The organism is Hymenobacter sp. B1770, from assembly GCF_049896385.1.
Classification (GTDB): Bacteria; Bacteroidota; Bacteroidia; order Cytophagales; family Hymenobacteraceae; genus Hymenobacter.
In genome coordinates, this window is sequence record NZ_JAFCUF010000004.1 from 361,037 (window position 1) to 376,742 (window position 15,706).

General features: G+C 59.7%; 13 protein-coding genes. 12 read left to right on the top strand and 1 reads right to left on the bottom strand.

Going from position 1 to position 15,706, the window contains the following annotated elements; genetic code table 11:
- Positions 1–181 precede the first annotated feature (181 nt).
- The 5 genes from ACP7AJ_RS10775 to ACP7AJ_RS10795 all read left to right on the top strand — a co-directional run bounded on the left by ACP7AJ_RS10775 (position 182) and on the right by ACP7AJ_RS10795 (position 7,194).
- Entirely contained in the window at positions 182–1,930 is a 1,749-nt protein-coding gene (locus ACP7AJ_RS10775; RefSeq protein ID WP_426060201.1) for a DUF885 domain-containing protein, read from the top strand.
- A gap of 173 nt (positions 1,931–2,103) precedes the next feature.
- On the top strand, positions 2,104–2,571 hold the full coding sequence (locus ACP7AJ_RS10780) for a hypothetical protein (protein WP_426060202.1): 468 nt from the start codon (positions 2,104–2,106) through the stop codon (positions 2,569–2,571).
- Positions 2,572–2,767: 196 nt separating this feature from the next.
- Positions 2,768–3,874, top strand: a complete 1,107-nt coding sequence (locus ACP7AJ_RS10785; RefSeq protein ID WP_426060203.1) for an AMP-binding protein — start codon at positions 2,768–2,770, stop codon at positions 3,872–3,874.
- Positions 3,875–4,052: 178 nt separating this feature from the next.
- Positions 4,053–6,146: a dipeptidyl-peptidase 3 family protein gene (locus ACP7AJ_RS10790; RefSeq protein ID WP_426060204.1), complete on the top strand. Its 2,094-nt coding sequence runs from the start codon at positions 4,053–4,055 to the stop codon at positions 6,144–6,146.
- A 178-nt stretch (positions 6,147–6,324) separates the two neighbouring features.
- Positions 6,325–7,194, top strand: a complete 870-nt coding sequence (locus tag ACP7AJ_RS10795) for a DUF481 domain-containing protein (protein ID WP_426060205.1) — start codon at positions 6,325–6,327, stop codon at positions 7,192–7,194.
- Positions 7,195–7,234: 40 nt separating this feature from the next.
- Here the strand turns inward: ACP7AJ_RS10795 and ACP7AJ_RS10800 are convergent, their stop codons facing one another.
- Positions 7,235–7,927, bottom strand: a complete 693-nt coding sequence (locus ACP7AJ_RS10800; protein WP_426060206.1) for a hypothetical protein — start codon at positions 7,925–7,927, stop codon at positions 7,235–7,237.
- Between the two features lie 156 nt (positions 7,928–8,083).
- Here ACP7AJ_RS10800 and ACP7AJ_RS10805 point away from each other — a divergent pair, with 156 nt between their 5' ends.
- The 7 genes from ACP7AJ_RS10805 to ACP7AJ_RS10835 all read left to right on the top strand — a co-directional run bounded on the left by ACP7AJ_RS10805 (position 8,084) and on the right by ACP7AJ_RS10835 (position 15,693).
- Complete coding sequence (locus ACP7AJ_RS10805) at positions 8,084–8,533, top strand: ABA4-like family protein (protein WP_426060207.1); 450 nt, start codon at positions 8,084–8,086, stop codon at positions 8,531–8,533.
- Between the two features lie 41 nt (positions 8,534–8,574).
- Positions 8,575–9,450 carry a hypothetical protein gene (locus tag ACP7AJ_RS10810; protein WP_426060208.1) on the top strand — a complete coding sequence of 292 codons (876 nt, stop codon included), beginning with the start codon at positions 8,575–8,577 and terminating at the stop codon, positions 9,448–9,450.
- Positions 9,451–9,500: 50 nt separating this feature from the next.
- A complete protein-coding gene (locus tag ACP7AJ_RS10815; protein WP_426060209.1) occupies positions 9,501–10,019 on the top strand; it encodes a DUF2867 domain-containing protein in 519 nt (172 codons plus the stop codon).
- Between the two features lie 4 nt (positions 10,020–10,023).
- Positions 10,024–11,055 carry a sensor histidine kinase gene (locus ACP7AJ_RS10820; RefSeq protein ID WP_426060210.1) on the top strand — a complete coding sequence of 344 codons (1,032 nt, stop codon included), beginning with the start codon at positions 10,024–10,026 and terminating at the stop codon, positions 11,053–11,055.
- A gap of 6 nt (positions 11,056–11,061) precedes the next feature.
- The gene (locus ACP7AJ_RS10825) at positions 11,062–11,868 is read left to right on the top strand and encodes a LytR/AlgR family response regulator transcription factor (protein ID WP_426060211.1); all 807 of its coding nucleotides are present in this window, start codon (positions 11,062–11,064) and stop codon (positions 11,866–11,868) included.
- Positions 11,869–12,219: 351 nt separating this feature from the next.
- A complete protein-coding gene (locus ACP7AJ_RS10830) occupies positions 12,220–14,703 on the top strand; it encodes a TonB-dependent receptor domain-containing protein (RefSeq protein WP_426060212.1) in 2,484 nt (827 codons plus the stop codon).
- Positions 14,704–14,952: 249 nt separating this feature from the next.
- On the top strand, positions 14,953–15,693 hold the full coding sequence (locus ACP7AJ_RS10835; protein WP_426060213.1) for an outer membrane beta-barrel protein: 741 nt from the start codon (positions 14,953–14,955) through the stop codon (positions 15,691–15,693).
- Positions 15,694–15,706: the final 13 nt, after the last annotated feature.

Sequence of the window (15,706 nt, forward strand, 5' to 3'; positions counted from 1 at the left end):
CAGGCCAGGGCAAGTGGCTTGGGCAATACTGCCACTGCATAGGCAGGCGCAACGCGAGCCACTGGCTACCTTCAGCTTTTGGGGCAAGCGAGCGGGGAAGAGCGTTTCAGCGAAAATGGAAACGTCGAATCTTCACTTATAGAACTGCAAACGTTAGGCCTGAACCTATATAAAATCAATAATGAGCCGCTCTTTATTACTTGCCTTGGCGTTATTCCCGCTTTCTTCTGAGCTTCATGCGCAGCAGAAGCTTCACAAAGACATTGCGGGGGCGCTGAGCAGCATCAAGGATTTTGAAACGCAGGCAAGGCGGCGCGACAGCAGCAGCACCCACCTGCTGGGCTCTCATACCGAGGCTGCTTTCCTGGCGAAGCACTCCTTCTACAAGAAAATAGACGCCGGTTTGCAGCAGATAAACCGCAAGTCGCTCTCGTTTGAAGATGAGATTAACCTGGAGTTGTTGCGCCATGAAGTGCAGGACGAGCTGTCGGACTATCAATACAAATCGTACCTGAACCCGCTGCTCACCGATGCTGGCTTTCATGCCAGGCTGGCTTCCCGGGGGAATACGACCATTAACTCCCGAAAAGACGCCGAGCAATACATTCTGGTTCTGAAGGATATTCCGCGGTTCGTGGATGAAAACCTGCAGCTTATGCGCACCGGGATATCCATGGGAATCACCCAGCCCAAAGAGGTGATGCTGCGGTACGCCTCGAGCTATACCCAGCACATTGTGGACGCCCCGGAGAAATCGGTTTTCTGGAAGCCCTTTATTAAAAAGCCGGCAGCCATTAGCGAGTCCGACTGGGCTGTATTTCAAGCTGAAGCGAAGGCAGTGGTGACGAAAGACGTTATCAGTAGCTACCAAAAAATCAAGGAGTTCTTTGAAAGGGAATACCTGCCGAAAGCCCGCGCCAGCTTGGGGGCAACCCAGTTTCCCAACGGGCAGGCTTACTATGAGAACAGGGTGCGCCACTACACGACCACCAACCTGACCTCGGAACAGGTATATCAGCTGGGCCTGAGGGAGGTAGCGCGCATCAAAGCCGAAATGGACCAGGTGATTCAGGACGTGAAATTTAAAGGCGGCTTTAAGGAATTCGTTTATTTTTTACGGAACGACCCGCAGTTTTACCCCAAAACCGGCGATGAGTTGCTGAAAGAAGCCGCCTACATTGCCAAGACCATTGAGGGCAAGCTGCCCACACTGTTTGGGAAGCTGCCGCGCCAGCCTTTTACAGTGGTGCCGGTGCCCGAATACCTGGCACCGAACTACACGACGGGTCGTTATTCGGGAGCACCGATAACTGGCAAACGGGCGGGAGAATATTGGGTAAACACTTTCAACCTGCCCAGCCGGACGCTATACACGCTTGAGTCGCTCACACTGCATGAGGCCGTGCCGGGCCACCATCTGCAGAATGCGCTTAGCCAGGAACTTACCAACCTGCCGGAATTCCGGCGGCGCCTGTACATCAATGCGTTTGGAGAAGGCTGGGGCTTGTATAGCGAGTACCTGGGGCATGAAATGGGCCTGTACAAGAGCCCCTACAGCAGGTTTGGCCGCCTGACCTACGAAATGTGGCGGGCCTGCCGACTGGTAATTGACGTGGGCATTCATGCCAAAGGCTGGACACGCGAGCAGGCCGTAACCTACCTGGCCGATAACACGGCTCTGTCGCTGCACGAGGTGAACACCGAAGTAGACCGCTACATTTTGTGGCCGGGGCAGGCGCTGGCCTACAAAATGGGTGAGTTGAAAATCAAGGAAATGCGGACAAGGACCGAAAACGCCTTGAAAGCGGACTTCGATGTGCGGGCCTTTCACGACATGGTGCTTTCTAATGGCACGGTTACGCTGGCCATATTGGAGAAGATGACTGACCGGTTTATTGCGAAGCAGCTGAAGAGGAGGAAAAAGGTCTGAAGCTGCTGTGGGGCCGCGCGGCCAAATTCTTGACACAGTGTAGCAGTTGCGTAATCACACCCGGTTTGCTTTATGCAAGCGCATCGCGTCCTGAAGAAGTACTGCCGCTATTGGTGTGCTTTGCAGCAACGGCACTCTAAATGTTATGCGGCATTTTAGAAAGACCGACAAATATGAAACAGTTGACATTTAAACTCATACTTCCACTGACAGTAATTTCATTTGCGACAGTTACTAAATGGTGGTATGCTTTGCCCGTTGAAGCACCGGACACATTGTTTGCCGGTTTCCCATTTCCATTCGTTTGTGACGGCTGGCACACTTCTATGTCTTTGCAAATTTTCGCGACAGAATTTATAATTGACTTCTTGACTTACTTTTTATTTTTGTTTGCATTAGTATTTTGCATTAACCGCTTTCTGACAAAAATTAATCCTCACAATATTCTAACAATTGTAGTATGGATTTTAGCTGGGCTTGTTATCAGTGGAGCAAGTGTTATTACAAGTAACTCTGACAATATATTTTATGTAAAACGACCTTTCGACATTGAAGTAGTGGAGACTAGCTACAAATTTATTTGGCAGCAGACAGAGCGACCTGATTATTATAAATTTCACCCTGAAGACAAGAAAGAATAAAAAAACAACCACATAACAGGCGTTGGCAAAAAGCGGGTTCATTGGTTAATTGAACATCCTACCTCGTACCAACTTTTGTGCTGGATTGACAGTTTAGTGCTACGAAATTCGCTTCTTCGCCAAGCGCCAAAACGTTGGCCCAACCAACACAATCCGTTCCCTGAACGGAAGCAGCCGTGGCCGCTAGCTTTGCCCCATGACTACCGCTCTGCCCACCTCCCTCCTTCTCAACGGCCGCGAATTTGAGTACGCTGCCATCCGGCAATACCCGGCGCAGCTCGACGTGCCCGTGAATGGCTACGAAGCCAAGGTGCTGGATTTTGTGCGGCAGTGGCTGACCGGCACCCAGGAATTCAACCTCAACACTTCGGGCTCGACGGGTACGCCGCAGCCCATTGTTTTGCGGCGGCGGCAGCTGGAAGCCTCGGCGGCCCGCACCGGCGACTTTTTCGACCTCGGCCCGGGCGACCGGGCGCTGGTGTGCCTGAACTGCGAATACATAGGCGGCATGATGATGCTGGTGCGCGGCCTGGAGCGCAACATGCACCTCACTATAGTAGAGCCACAAGGCAACCCCTTCGACATGGTGGCGGCCGATGCTGCGTTTGACTTTGCCGCCTTTGTGCCCCTGCAACTACGGGCCATACTCGCGGCGGACCAAGCGCCGCGCCTCAACCCAATGCGTGCCCTGCTGGTGGGCGGCGCAACCGTTGACAGCACGCTGGCCGGCGAAATCCAGACGCTGCGCGTGCCCGTGTACCACACCTATGGCATGACCGAAACGGTGTCGCATATTGCCCTGCGCCGACTCAATGGCCCCGAGACCACCACTCACTACCGGGTACTTACAGGCATTGCGGCTGGGCTGGACGAGCGCGGCTGCCTAACCCTGCGCGGCGACGTGACCGATGACCAGTTGGTGGTGACCAACGACCGGGTGAATCTGCTCGACGCCCACACGTTTGAGTGGCTGGGCCGGGCCGATTTCATCATCAACTCGGGTGGTGTGAAAGTGCAGGCCGAGAAAGTGGAGCTGGTGCTGGACGTGGCCCTAGCCGAGCTTGGCGAGTCGCGCCGCTGCTTTGTGGCCGGCCAGCCCGATGCCCGCCTAGGCGAGCAGGTGACGGCTTTTGTGGAAGGCGATGCCCTGCCCGCGGAAACTGAAAAGCAGCTGCAAATTCTACTGGCCGAGCGGCTGGAGAAGTACGAGCGCCCCCGACAGCTGGTGTACGTGGCGGCATTTGAGACCACCGCCAATGGCAAGCTAGACCGGGCCAGCACCTTGCGCAAGGCAGGCAAGTAAACCGATGTAGAGACGCATAATTGCGTCTCGGCGTCCGCGCCGTCACGGCTTCCTGTAACGGGCACTATTATGGCGCTAGTCGTTCAACGCCGAGACGCAATTATGCGTCTCTACAGCGTTCTGCTGCTTCGGAAACGGGCTTAGCTTTGCTGGGCTTTTTCCCACCTATTATCTTTTTATGAAACGAATGGTTTTGCCCGCGGCGCTGCTGCTGGGCTCCTTATCCTTGGTGCATTGCTCCAGCAACAAAACAGATGCTGAAAGCACCGCTACCACCGCCAGCACCGATACATCTGACTTCAAAGTCGTGAGCGAGCAGTTTGCTGACTTGCGCATGTTGCGCTACCAGGTGCCGGGCTTCGAGGCGCTGCCAGCTAAGCAAAAGGAGTTGCTTTATTATCTCTACGAAGCGGGGCTGAGCGGGCGCGACATCATTTACGACCAGAACTACAAGCACAATCTGCGCGTGCGGCGCACCCTGGAGGCCCTGTACCCCGCCAATCAGCAGAACCTGAGTGGCGGCGATAAGGCTGATGAAGCCAAGAAATTTGACGTGTACGCCAAGCGCGTGTGGTTCTCAAACGGCATTCACCACCACTACTCCACGCGCAAGATGCTGCCGGAGTGCAGCGCCGACTACTTTGCCAGCCTGGTGCGCGCCGCCGACCCCAAAACCCTGCCCCTGCAGCCCAACGAAACCGTAGACCAGTTTCTGGCCGCTATCACGCCCATCATCTTCGACCCCAACGTAGCGGCGAAGCAGGTGAACCAGGAAGCCGGCGCCGACTTGCTTCAGACCTCGGCCACTAACTTTTATGAGGGCGTGACCCAGGCCGAAGCCGAAGCCTTTTACGCCAAGAAAATTGATAAAAAAGACCAGCAGCCTATATCCTATGGCTTGAACTCCAAGCTGGTGAAGAACAGCGCGGGCCAGCTCGAGGAGCGGGTGTGGAGCGCCCAGGGCATGTATGCCCCGGCCATCAAGAAGATTATCTTCTGGCTGGAAAAGGCCTTGACTGTGACCGAAACGGCCGAGCAAAAGGAGGCGTTGAGCAAGCTCATCAGCTACTATAAAACCGGCAGCCTCAAGACCTGGGACGAATACAACATTGCCTGGGTGAAGGACACACAGTCGCTGGTAGACGTGGTGAACGGCTTTATTGAAGTGTACGACGACCCGTTGGGCTACCGCGCCAGCTACGAGTCGGTGGTGTCCTTCAAGGATTTAGAGGCCACCAAGCGCATCAAGGCCATCGGCGACCAGGCCCAGTGGTTTGAGGACAATTCCACCATTCTGCCCCAGCACAAGAAAAAGAACGTGGTGGGCATCACGGCCAAGGTAATAACGGTGGTGGCCGAATCGGGCGACGCGGCCCCGGCCACGCCCATCGGCATCAACCTGCCCAATGCCACCTGGATTCGGGCTGCGCACGGCTCGAAGTCGGTGAACCTAGGCAACATTGTGGAAGCCTACGACCAGGCCAACGCCAGCTCCGGCATGCTCGACGAGTTTGCCCTGACCGATGCCGAGCGCACCCGAGCCCGTCAGTACGGCGCCTTGGCCGGCAAGCTGCACACCGACATGCACGAGGTAATCGGCCACGCCTCGGGCCAGATTAACCCCGGCGTGGGCACCACCAAAGAAACCCTGAAGAGCTACGCCTCGGCCATTGAAGAAGGCCGTGCCGACCTGGTGGCGCTGTACTACCTACCCGACCCCAAACTGCAGGAAATCGGCGTAACCAAATCGGCCGATGTGGCCAAGGCCGAGTACGACGGCTACCTGCGCGGCGGCCTCATGACCCAGCTCACCCGCCTGCAGCCCGGCGAAACCGTGGAAGAAGCCCACATGCGCAACCGCCAGATGGTGGCCAAGTGGGTGTATGAAAAAGGCAAAAAAGACAACGTGGTGGAGATGGTGAAGCAGAACGGCAAAACCTACGTCCGCATCAACGACTACGACAAGCTGCGCGGGCTCTTCGGCCAGCTGCTGCGCGAGCTGCAGCGCGTGACGAGCGAAGGCGACCACGCCGCCGCCAAAAACCTCATCGAAACCTACGGCGTGCAAGTCGACCAGGCCTTGCACAAAGAGGTACTGGAGCGCTACAAAAAGCTCAACATCGCGCCCTACCAGGGCTTCATCCAGCCGCGCCTGGTGCCGACGATTAACGACGGCAAAGTCACCGACGTGAAGCTGGAATACCCAACTGACTTTGCCAAGCAAATGCTGGAGTACGGGCAGAAGTACAGCCTGCTGCCGAACTACAACTAAGGAGAAACCACCCGGCCAGCCTTAACTTTTTGAAAGCGGCGCCTCCGGACAGGAGGCGCCGCTTTTGCGTTCGGCCCCTGCCGGTTACTGCCCGATGCAGCCGGCGAAGCGGAGCCGCGAGCAGGAAAAAAGCCCGGGGCGCAAAGAACCTTGCCTCCGCAGAACCGTTGTTTTCGGTGTGATAAGACTTCTACTAGTGCTAGCAACTGCCTTTTTGCTAGTGGGCACCCGCTTGGTTGGCCACGCCCAAACCGTACCTGACTCTACCGCTCGCCCAGTCAACGCAGCACCGGCTGACACCGCCGCTGCTCCCGAAGTAGCCCCCACGGCGGGCGCTGCTGGCAGTGTGCCGGCTACCGAATTTGAAACCTACAACGCCAGCGGACGGGGCCTGCGCTACACCGCCGCCCTCACCGGCCTTTATACCACGGGCACCGTGGAGCGCGTGTTTTTCAGCACCAACCACACGGCCAACTTTGCGTTTCGGGGCGGGCGCTGGCGGCTGCCGGTGGGAGCTAATTTCAGCTACGGGCGGCAGGATGCGCGCCTGAAAGAGCGGGAAGGACTGCTATTGCTCACGCCCTCGTACCAGCGGGGCCGGTTCCGGGGCTACGCCCTGAGCGAAGCGGGCTTCAGTAACCTGCGGGCCATAGAACGGCGCCTGGTGCATGGCCTTGGGGCGGGCTACAACCTCTATACCGATTCGCTTCGCAACGAAATCAACCTGAGCTACTTGGTGCTGTACGAAGACACCCGCTACCTCACCGACCTGCACCGGCAGGTGCTGCGCCACTCGGCCCGCGTCAAAACCAAATTCACCTGGGGCGTGGTCTCGCTCGATGCGCTGGTGTTCTACCAGCCCGCCGTGCGGGCCCCCACCACCGACTACCGCATCAACGGCACGGCCTCGCTGGCCGTGCGTCTTACGCAACGGCTGGCCTTCACCACGGCCTACACCTACTCCTACGAAAGCATTAGCGTGGCCGGCCGCAGCCCAGCCAATGGAAACTTGTCGGCTGGCTTGGCTTACGCTACCAGCAAAAAATAACTCCCTGCAGACAGCTGGTGATCAGACGAAAGACCACGGCTTATTCATCCCGCAGGCCTTCCTGAGTAAAGAGCCGTTGCTTGCCGCGCACAACCTTCAGCAAGTCGCCGAGGAAGAGCTTGGCCCGAACGTAAAACACTGGGCCGTTGAGCTCCTTTTGCACCGAAATGGGCACAAACACGGGCTGCCGCCACCCCACGCCCGCGCCCATGCCGGCCCAGCGAAATACCCGCACGTGCCCGGTGAGCGAGGGCTCTACCACGCCCATGAACTCGCGAGGCGTCCGGTTGAAATTGCCTTGCTCCGTGGTGTAGGCCACCCGGGCCGAGCCGAGGCCCAGTTGCAGCTGCGTGCCAAGCTCCCAGCGCCGGTTTTCGAGCAGTACGTATTCGCCATAGCCCGCCAGGTAGCGAAAGCGCAACTCGGCGGGGGCATCTTCGGCGGCGTTGTCGGGCCGGGGCTGGCGGGTGGGCACGCCGGTGCTCAGGAAATAGATGGCGCCGCCCATGCGCATCCGGTTCTTAAGCTCGACGCCCAGCTTCAGCCCATTGATGGTGGTGAGCTTATAGTTGATAATGGCATAGCGGGAATCGTAGAGAACCACAACGCGGGTGCGGTCGAGGCGCGACACCGCGCGTCGCCCAACTGTGTCGGCCGGGGTTTGGGTTTGAGCCCACCCCACTCTTGGCATCAGCGCCAAACTCAACAACACAAAACGCAGCAACAGGAGCATGACAGGCAGAGAACTATGCGGGGCAACAAGAGGGAGGACGTTTCACTAGGCGATTTACTGTACCTCACCCCACCACTTTGCGGCTTCAGCCCCAAAGCCCTGGCCTCAGATACGGCCGCCGCCTAGCTTTGGACCCATACCCACCCCTAAAAGTTTATGCTTAACCCGGATTCTCTCTTTCAGATAGGCAACCCGATTGCCTTTCTGGGCTGGCTACTCCTGCTGGTGGCCCCGCGCTGGCGGGGCACCCGGGCCATGGTACTCAGCGGGGCGCTGCCCCTGCTACTGGCGGCAACCTACGTGATACTCATTGGCTACCAGACGTTCGCCCACCCAGCCCCGGGTGCTGGCTTCGGCTCACTGGCCCAGGTGGCGGCGCTGTTTCGCGAGCCGTGGGCGCTGCTGGCCGGCTGGGTGCACTACCTGTGCTTCGACCTGGCCGTGGGGGCCTGGGAAGCGCGCGATGCCCACCGCCGCGGCATGCCTCACTTGGTGCTGATACCCTGCCTGGTGGCCACGTTTATGCTCGGCCCGCTGGGCTTGCTGCTCTATTGCGGCCTGCGCCAGCGCTGGCAGCCTGCCCCAGCAGCAGCCCCTCTTGCTTGATTTGCTCGACTTCTTTTCGCCCAACAACCATGGAAACCCTGATGATACCTGCTTCCCAGGCTGCAGCGACTCCTCCAGCGGCCGCCCAACTACCCAACGGAACCACTGCGGGCGCTTGGCTGGAGCAGCCCCGCGTGGCCCTGCGCGTACTGCACCGCGCCAACCCGGCGCTTTCGTGGACGGGCTGGCTGAATGTCGGCCTATTGCTGGTGGCACTCGTGCTGCTGCCCCTCGACCAGCGCTACGTGACGGGCGCTCTGGTCTGGGTCAAGCCCATCAAGTTCTGCTTGTCGGTCATTGCCTTCGTCTGGACGCTGGGCTGGCTGCTGGCCGACCTGCCCGGGGCCGCCCAGCGCGCCGTGCGCCGGTTGAGCTTGGGCATAGCGGTGAGCATGATGGTAGAGCAGGTAATAATCTTCACGCAGGCGACGCGCGGCACATCGTCGCACTTCAATGTTACCTCAGTCCTCGACGGCGTGTTGTTTCAGGTGATGGGGATTTTCATCATGCTGAATACCGTGCTGACTGTGTGGGCCGTGTACCTGGTGTGGCGGCACCGGCCCCACGGCCCTGCTGGCTACGTGTGGGGCGTGCGCCTGGGGTTGCTGCTGTTTCTCATCGGCAGCGTGTTGGGCGGCATGATGATACACCTCAACCAGCACACGGTGGGCGCCCCCGATGGCGGCCCCGGCTTGCCGGGCATCGGCTGGAGCACGCGGGCCGGCGACTTGCGCATTGCCCACTTCATTGGCTTGCACGCGCTGCAAGTGGTGCCGCTGCTGGGCTGGTGGCTGTCGGGGTTGGTACCGCGCCGCGCCGCGCTGCTGACGTGGCTGGGGGCCCTGGCCTACGCTAGCTTGGTAGGAGCGTTGTTTGCCCAGGCCATGGCGGGCGTGCCACTGTGGGCCGGGCAGTAAATGACTGATACCGAGTCAGCCTTCTTATTCACAAACAAAGCACGCCGGCCATGCCCCCATCTGCCATCCCTGCTGCCAGTCTTATCCAGGAGTCTTTGCCGCAGGTCGATTTTCTAGACACTTTCTGTCTGGACCTACCCCCGGGTAGCCAGCTTTCGGCGAGTGAGGCGGCTCAGACGTGCTTTCTGCATGCGCCCGCCTGGGTGCTCTGGCTGATGCGGCTACGCAATGCGCTGGTGAAGAAACTGGGCCTCGCCACTACCCTGCCGCCCGGCATGCAGCCCCTGCACCGACCGCTGGTTGTAATCGACTTCGTAGGGCCGTTCCGGACATTTGCCGCCAGTTCTGCCGAAGTGCTGCTGGGCCTGGACGACCGGCACCTCAACTTCCGGGTGTCCGTGTTGGTGGCTCAGGAACCGGACGCCACGCGGGTTTTTATGAGTACGGCGGTGCAGTACCACAACTTGGCCGGGCGCCTGTACTTTGCAGTGGTGCGGCCGTTTCATTCCGCAGTAGTACCCGCCATGCTGCGAGCCGGCCGGGCCCGGCTGCTGGCCCGGGTAACTTAGCCCTTTGGTTCGACAAAGCATTTACATGAACGAGCGCCGCCTCCTGCTTTTTGGCATCCCGGTCATTGCGACCTTGGCCATGCTCATGCGCGGCGTGAGCGAGCTGCCGCTGCTGCCTACTCTCTTACTGAGCTGGCTGATTTCAGTGGTTTACACCGTCATTTTCTGGCTAAGCAACCGAGCGCTGTGGTTTGCCCTGATTCGGCGGTTCCCGAATGTAGAGCAAACGACCCGCCGGCTGTGGCGGCTGGCCCTGGGCAGCCTGGCCATCGGGGCCGTGGCCACACTACTGCTGGGCGAGGGCCTTCACTGGATATTCTACAAACAGCACATCCGTGCCGACCAGTTTTGGCAGGAGCTGGCCCTCAACATGGTGCCCACCCTTGTGGTGCAGCTGATTTACGAAAGCCGTCACTTCTTCGAGCAGTGGAAAACCAACCTGCAGCGCGCCGAGCAGCTGTCGCGGGCCGGTACCCAGGCCCAGCTCGACGCCCTGCAAAGCCAGCTCGACCCGCACTTTCTGTTCAATAACCTCAACACGCTTTCGGCCCTCATTGAGCCCGGTAATGCGCCCGCCCAGCAGTTTGTGGAGCAGCTGGCCGACGTGTACCGCTACGTGCTGCAGGCCCAGGGGCAAGCCACCGTGCCGCTGGCCGAAGAGCTGGCTTTTGTGGAAATCTACTTGTCGCTGCACAAAGCCCGTTTTCGCGAAAACCTGGTGGTGGAAATTTCTGTGGCCCCTGCGGCGCTGGCGCGCCGGGTGGCCCCGCTCAGCGTGCAGCTGCTAGTAGAAAACGCACTAAAACACAACGTGGCTTCGCGCCAACAACCGCTGCACCTGCGCATCGCCAGTTGTCCCGCCGCCGATTCGCTCACCATCGAAAACACGCGGCGGCCCCGCACGGCGGGCCTGGCGCCGGGCACAGGCACCGGCCTGACCAACGTGCGTCGGCGCTACGAGCTGCTCCAGGCCGGGGCTGGGGTGGAAGTACTCGAAGAAAGCGAGAGTTTTGCAGTGAAAATACCCTTGCTGTAGCTCCTCATGAATGTTCTGCTGCTAGAAGACGAGTACCCGGCCGCCGAGCGCCTGCAGCGCCTGCTGATGCAAGCCGCGCCCGGCGCCCAGGTGCTGGCCGTGCTCGACACCGTGGCCGGCGCGCTGGCATGGCTGGCCACCCATCCAGCCCCGGATTTGATTCTGAGTGATATTCAGCTAGCCGACGGCCTCAGCTTGGAAGTCTGGGAGCAAGCCCTAGTGCCCAGCCCGGTCATTTTCACCACAGCTTACGATGCCTACGCCATTAGGGCTTTCCAGGCTAATAGCGTGGCGTACCTGCTAAAGCCCGTGAAGCTGGCTGAGTTGCAAGCGGCCCTGGCCAAGCTGCGCCATTGGCCCGTGGCGCACCCCGAAACAGCCAGCAGCCAGCCCGAAGCCTTGCACGGTGCCGCTGATTCGTCTATGAGTCTGGAGCGCCTGCTTGACGCCCTCCCACGCCCCGGCAAGCCGTACAAAAGCCGTTTTCTGGTGCGGCAGGGCGAGCAGCTGTTGCCCCTTCCCGCGGCCGAAGCGGCCTGGTTTCAAAGCCGGAACGGCATTACCACCCTCGTGGCTGCTGACGGCCGCCGCTTCGTGGTCGACTATACCCTGGAGCAGCTCGAAGCCCTGCTCGACCCCGCGCTTTTCCTGCGCCTCAACCGCCAGGTTATTGCCCAGCTCTCAGCCGTGCGCCGCCTGCAGCCCTATTTCAGCGGCAAGATGGCCGTGTACCTGCACCCCGCCGCCAGCGAAGAAGTGCTGGTGAGCCGCGAAAAGACCGGCGCCGTGAAGGCCTGGCTGGAAGGCAACTAGGGCAACCTGAGCAAAAATCAGCCGAATCTGTTTGCGAATCAGGCTGAATGCCTTACCCCGAGAAAAAATTCGTAAAATTCCTGTAACGTTTGGTAAGTCGCGCGGTATTCACATCCAAATACCCTACTCACCTTTCTCTGCAAGTAAAGTTGCTGGCCTCCTGAGGCCGCCGGAGCAGGCTAGTCGCTAGCCTGCTCCGGCTTGGAGGTTCGGATTCGCCACCCCTCTCCCCCTCTTCGAAATCACCATTTGCGCTACGCCCTCCAGGCCGGAACGGGACTCGCCATGCCCTTTTATCAGCGCTGCCATTAAGCTGTCTTTTCAAGCCTTTAATCTGCTCACCACCATCTTATGCCTCACTGTTACACCATAAAAAGCGTTGGTTTCCTTTGCAAAGGAACCAGCATCCGGTCGGCGGCTTTTTTGCTGGCTACCTCCTTGCTCACGGCCTTCACTACGTTTGCCCAAACCACCGCGGTCACAGGCAGCGTGCGCAACGGCGTTGGAGCTGGCATCGAGTTTGCGACCTTAACCCTGCACCGGGCAGCAGATTCGTCGGTGGTAAAAACAGAGTTCAGCGACGCGCAAGGCGGCTTCCGCCTCGAGCATCCGGCCGGGGGGCGCTACCGGGTTTCGGCCTCGCAAGTGGGCTACGTGCGCTTCTGGAGCGAGGCGTTTGAGTTGCCCGCCGCAGGCCTTAAGCTACCGGCATTTACCCTGCAAACCAGCGCCGCCACGGCTCTGAAAGAAGTGACCGTAGTGGGTCAAAAACCGCTGTTTGAGCGCCTGGCCGACCGCACGGTGGTGAACGTAGAGGGGTCGACCCTAGCCTCCGGCAACACCTCGCTCGACGTGCTGACCCGCTCCCCCGGCGTGACCGTGGACGGCAGCGACAACCTGGCCCTGCGCGGCCGCACCGGCTTGCTCGTGCTCATTGATGGTAAACGCCAGCCCATGACTGGCACCGAGCTAGCCGACTACCTGCGTGCCCTGCCCGCCGACCAACTCAAGAGCATCGAACTGATTACCAACCCGCCCGCCAAGTACGACGCCCAGGGCAACGCCGGCATCATCGCCATCAACCTGAAAAAGGACCAGCGCCTGGGCACCAACGGCACCGCGAACCTGAGCTACGGCCGCAGCGTGTACGGCAAGTTGAGCACGAGCATGTCGCTGAACCACCGCCAGGAAAAAGTCAACGTGTTTTCATCGGCCACTTACGGCAACCGCAAGGGCTTCAACATCCGCAATACCTACCGCTACTTCTACGAGACACAGGACGGCCGCCCCGTGCTCACGGGCACCAGCGACCAACGCAACCGCATGGTTTCCAAGGACCATTTTTTGATTTGGAAAGTGGGCACCGACTACAACCTGTCGAAGAACACCGTGGTGGGCGGCGTGCTCACCGGGTTTTCCGTTCCCCGGCCCCTGCCGGGCGGCGCGGGTGTCAACACCAGCGTGTTCTATGATGCCAACGGTCAGGTGGAAGACGCTTACACGGCCCTGAGTACCGGCCAGGGCAACAACCCCAACATCACGGGCAATCTCAATTTCAAGCACACCTTTGGTGAGGGCACTGGCCGGCCCGAGCTCACGGCCGACGTGGACTACGCCCGTTACTCCACGCACCGTACCCAAAGCCAAACCATCTTCCCCGAACCCAATCGGATGGGACCTACCCTGGCCAGCGACCAGCGCAGCGAGCTCACGATTCAGGCCGTGAAGGCCGACTTCACGCGGAACCTCGACCCCGAAACCCGCCTCGAAGCCGGTGCCAAGGCCAGCCGTGTCTTTGCCGACAACGACATCCGGTTTGAAAACACCCGCGAGGGCGTCACCACGCTCGACACGAACCTGAGCAACCGCTTCCGCTACAACGAAGTCATCACGGCGGCCTACGTCAATGTCAATAAAACCATCGACAAGCTGAACTTGCAGGCCGGCCTGCGCGGCGAGCAAACCCACGCCACCGGCGAGCAAGTGGTTACCAGCGAGAACTTCCAGCGCGACTACTACCAGCTGTTTCCCAGCGCGGCCCTGAAGTACACCCTCAACGACCGGCACGAAACGTCGCTCTCGCTGAGCCGCCGCATCAACCGCCCCTCCTACCGCCAGCTCAACCCCTTCCGCTTCATCATCGACCCGGCCACTTCCGGCAAAGGCAACCCCGAGCTGCGCCCCCAAACCAGCTACAACATGGAGGTGAACTACACCTTCAAGCAGAAGTACACCGGCGGCATCAGCTACAGCGTCACCCACGACCCCATCACGGACGTGGCCTACCCCGAAACCGCCACCACCACGGTATCAACCGACGTCAACCTGGACCGGCAGCAGTATGTGGCCCTCACGCTCACGGCGCCCGTCACGGTAGGCAAGTGGCTGAGCATCTACAACAACGCCGTGCTTTACTACATCCATTTCGAGGGCAGCCTCGCCGGCACCTCCCTCCGGGCCGGGCAGCCTACCTTTAACCTGAGCAGCAACGGCACGTTCACGCTGGGCAAGGGCTGGGGCGCCGAGCTCAATGGCTGGTATTACTCGCGCCAACGGGTCGGCTTCTTCGATTTTCAGGACATCGGCCAACTCAGCGTCGGCGTCAAAAAAGAGGTTTGGGACCGCAAAGGCACGCTCAAGCTAGCCGTTACGGACATCCTCTACACCACGCCGCTCAACGCCGTTTCCATCTACAACAATTACCAGCAGGACCTCTACCTACGCCGCGATTCGCGCGTGGCAACCCTCTCATTCGCTTGGCGCTTCGGCAACGATAAATTGACCAACAAAACCCGCACTACCGGCGCCGAAGAAGAGCGGCGGAGGGCCCAGTAGGTGGAGAGATGACGAGCAAGTGGACGGTCATGCAGCGCAGCCAGGGAACCTCACCCCCGGCCCCTCTCCGCGGGAGATGCATGACGGGTTTTGCTTATTTCTCTTTTTACAGCCCCCTCCTAGACACGTTCGCTTTCTCGCAAATAGCCAGCACCTGGGCGTCGGGCACCAGTGCAGAAGCGTGGTGTTAACAAGATTAATCCAGCGCCATGCAACGCTTTGCCCGCTTAGGGCACCTTACTTGCAATCTTGTTACATTCTACACTCTACTCCGTGCGCCTACCCCAACTTACCCTCGGCGGCCTGCTCCTGGCAGCGACCCTCCCCGCCCTCGCCCAAACCACCCCCGAAACAACGGCTACTCCCCGCTTTTATGTGGGCCTGGGGGCTTATAACAGCTATTACCAGCAGATTGGCAACCAATTGCTGCGCCAAGACGGCAGCTTCCGGATGCCGATACAACTCACGGCCGGCTACCTGCTGCGGCCACGCCTAGCCTTACAGGTAGGCGTAGCCTACAGCGGCAGCACCGCCCGCTACGGCCAGAGCACGCAATTCACAGGCGGGGCAGCCGGCCCAAATTCAAGCTACTACACCCTTAATGGCGACTATACCCAGCGCCAAACATCGGTGTCGGGATTGGCCCGCTACACCCTCACGGCTAATCCGGCTCGCCGGCTGCAATTCGATGCAATCGGGGGCTTCACCTTGGAGAGCCGCAACATCCACAGCCGTGGCACCCAAACCACATACATTAGCGGCAGCCCAACCAGCACTTCCGACTTTGCTTTCCGCAGAACCCAGAACACGTTGTTGGCCACCGGAGGCGTGGGCGTTCGCTACCGCGTGAGCTCCCGCTTGGAGCTGACCTACGATTTTCTCGTGAACAAAGCACTTACCGGCCGGCAGTTTGAAGGTCTCAACAATCCCAACAAGGACGTTTTCACGGGTAGCCAGGCCCTGGGGCTGCGTTACCGGTTTGGGCAGTAGTGCTGGCTCAGCG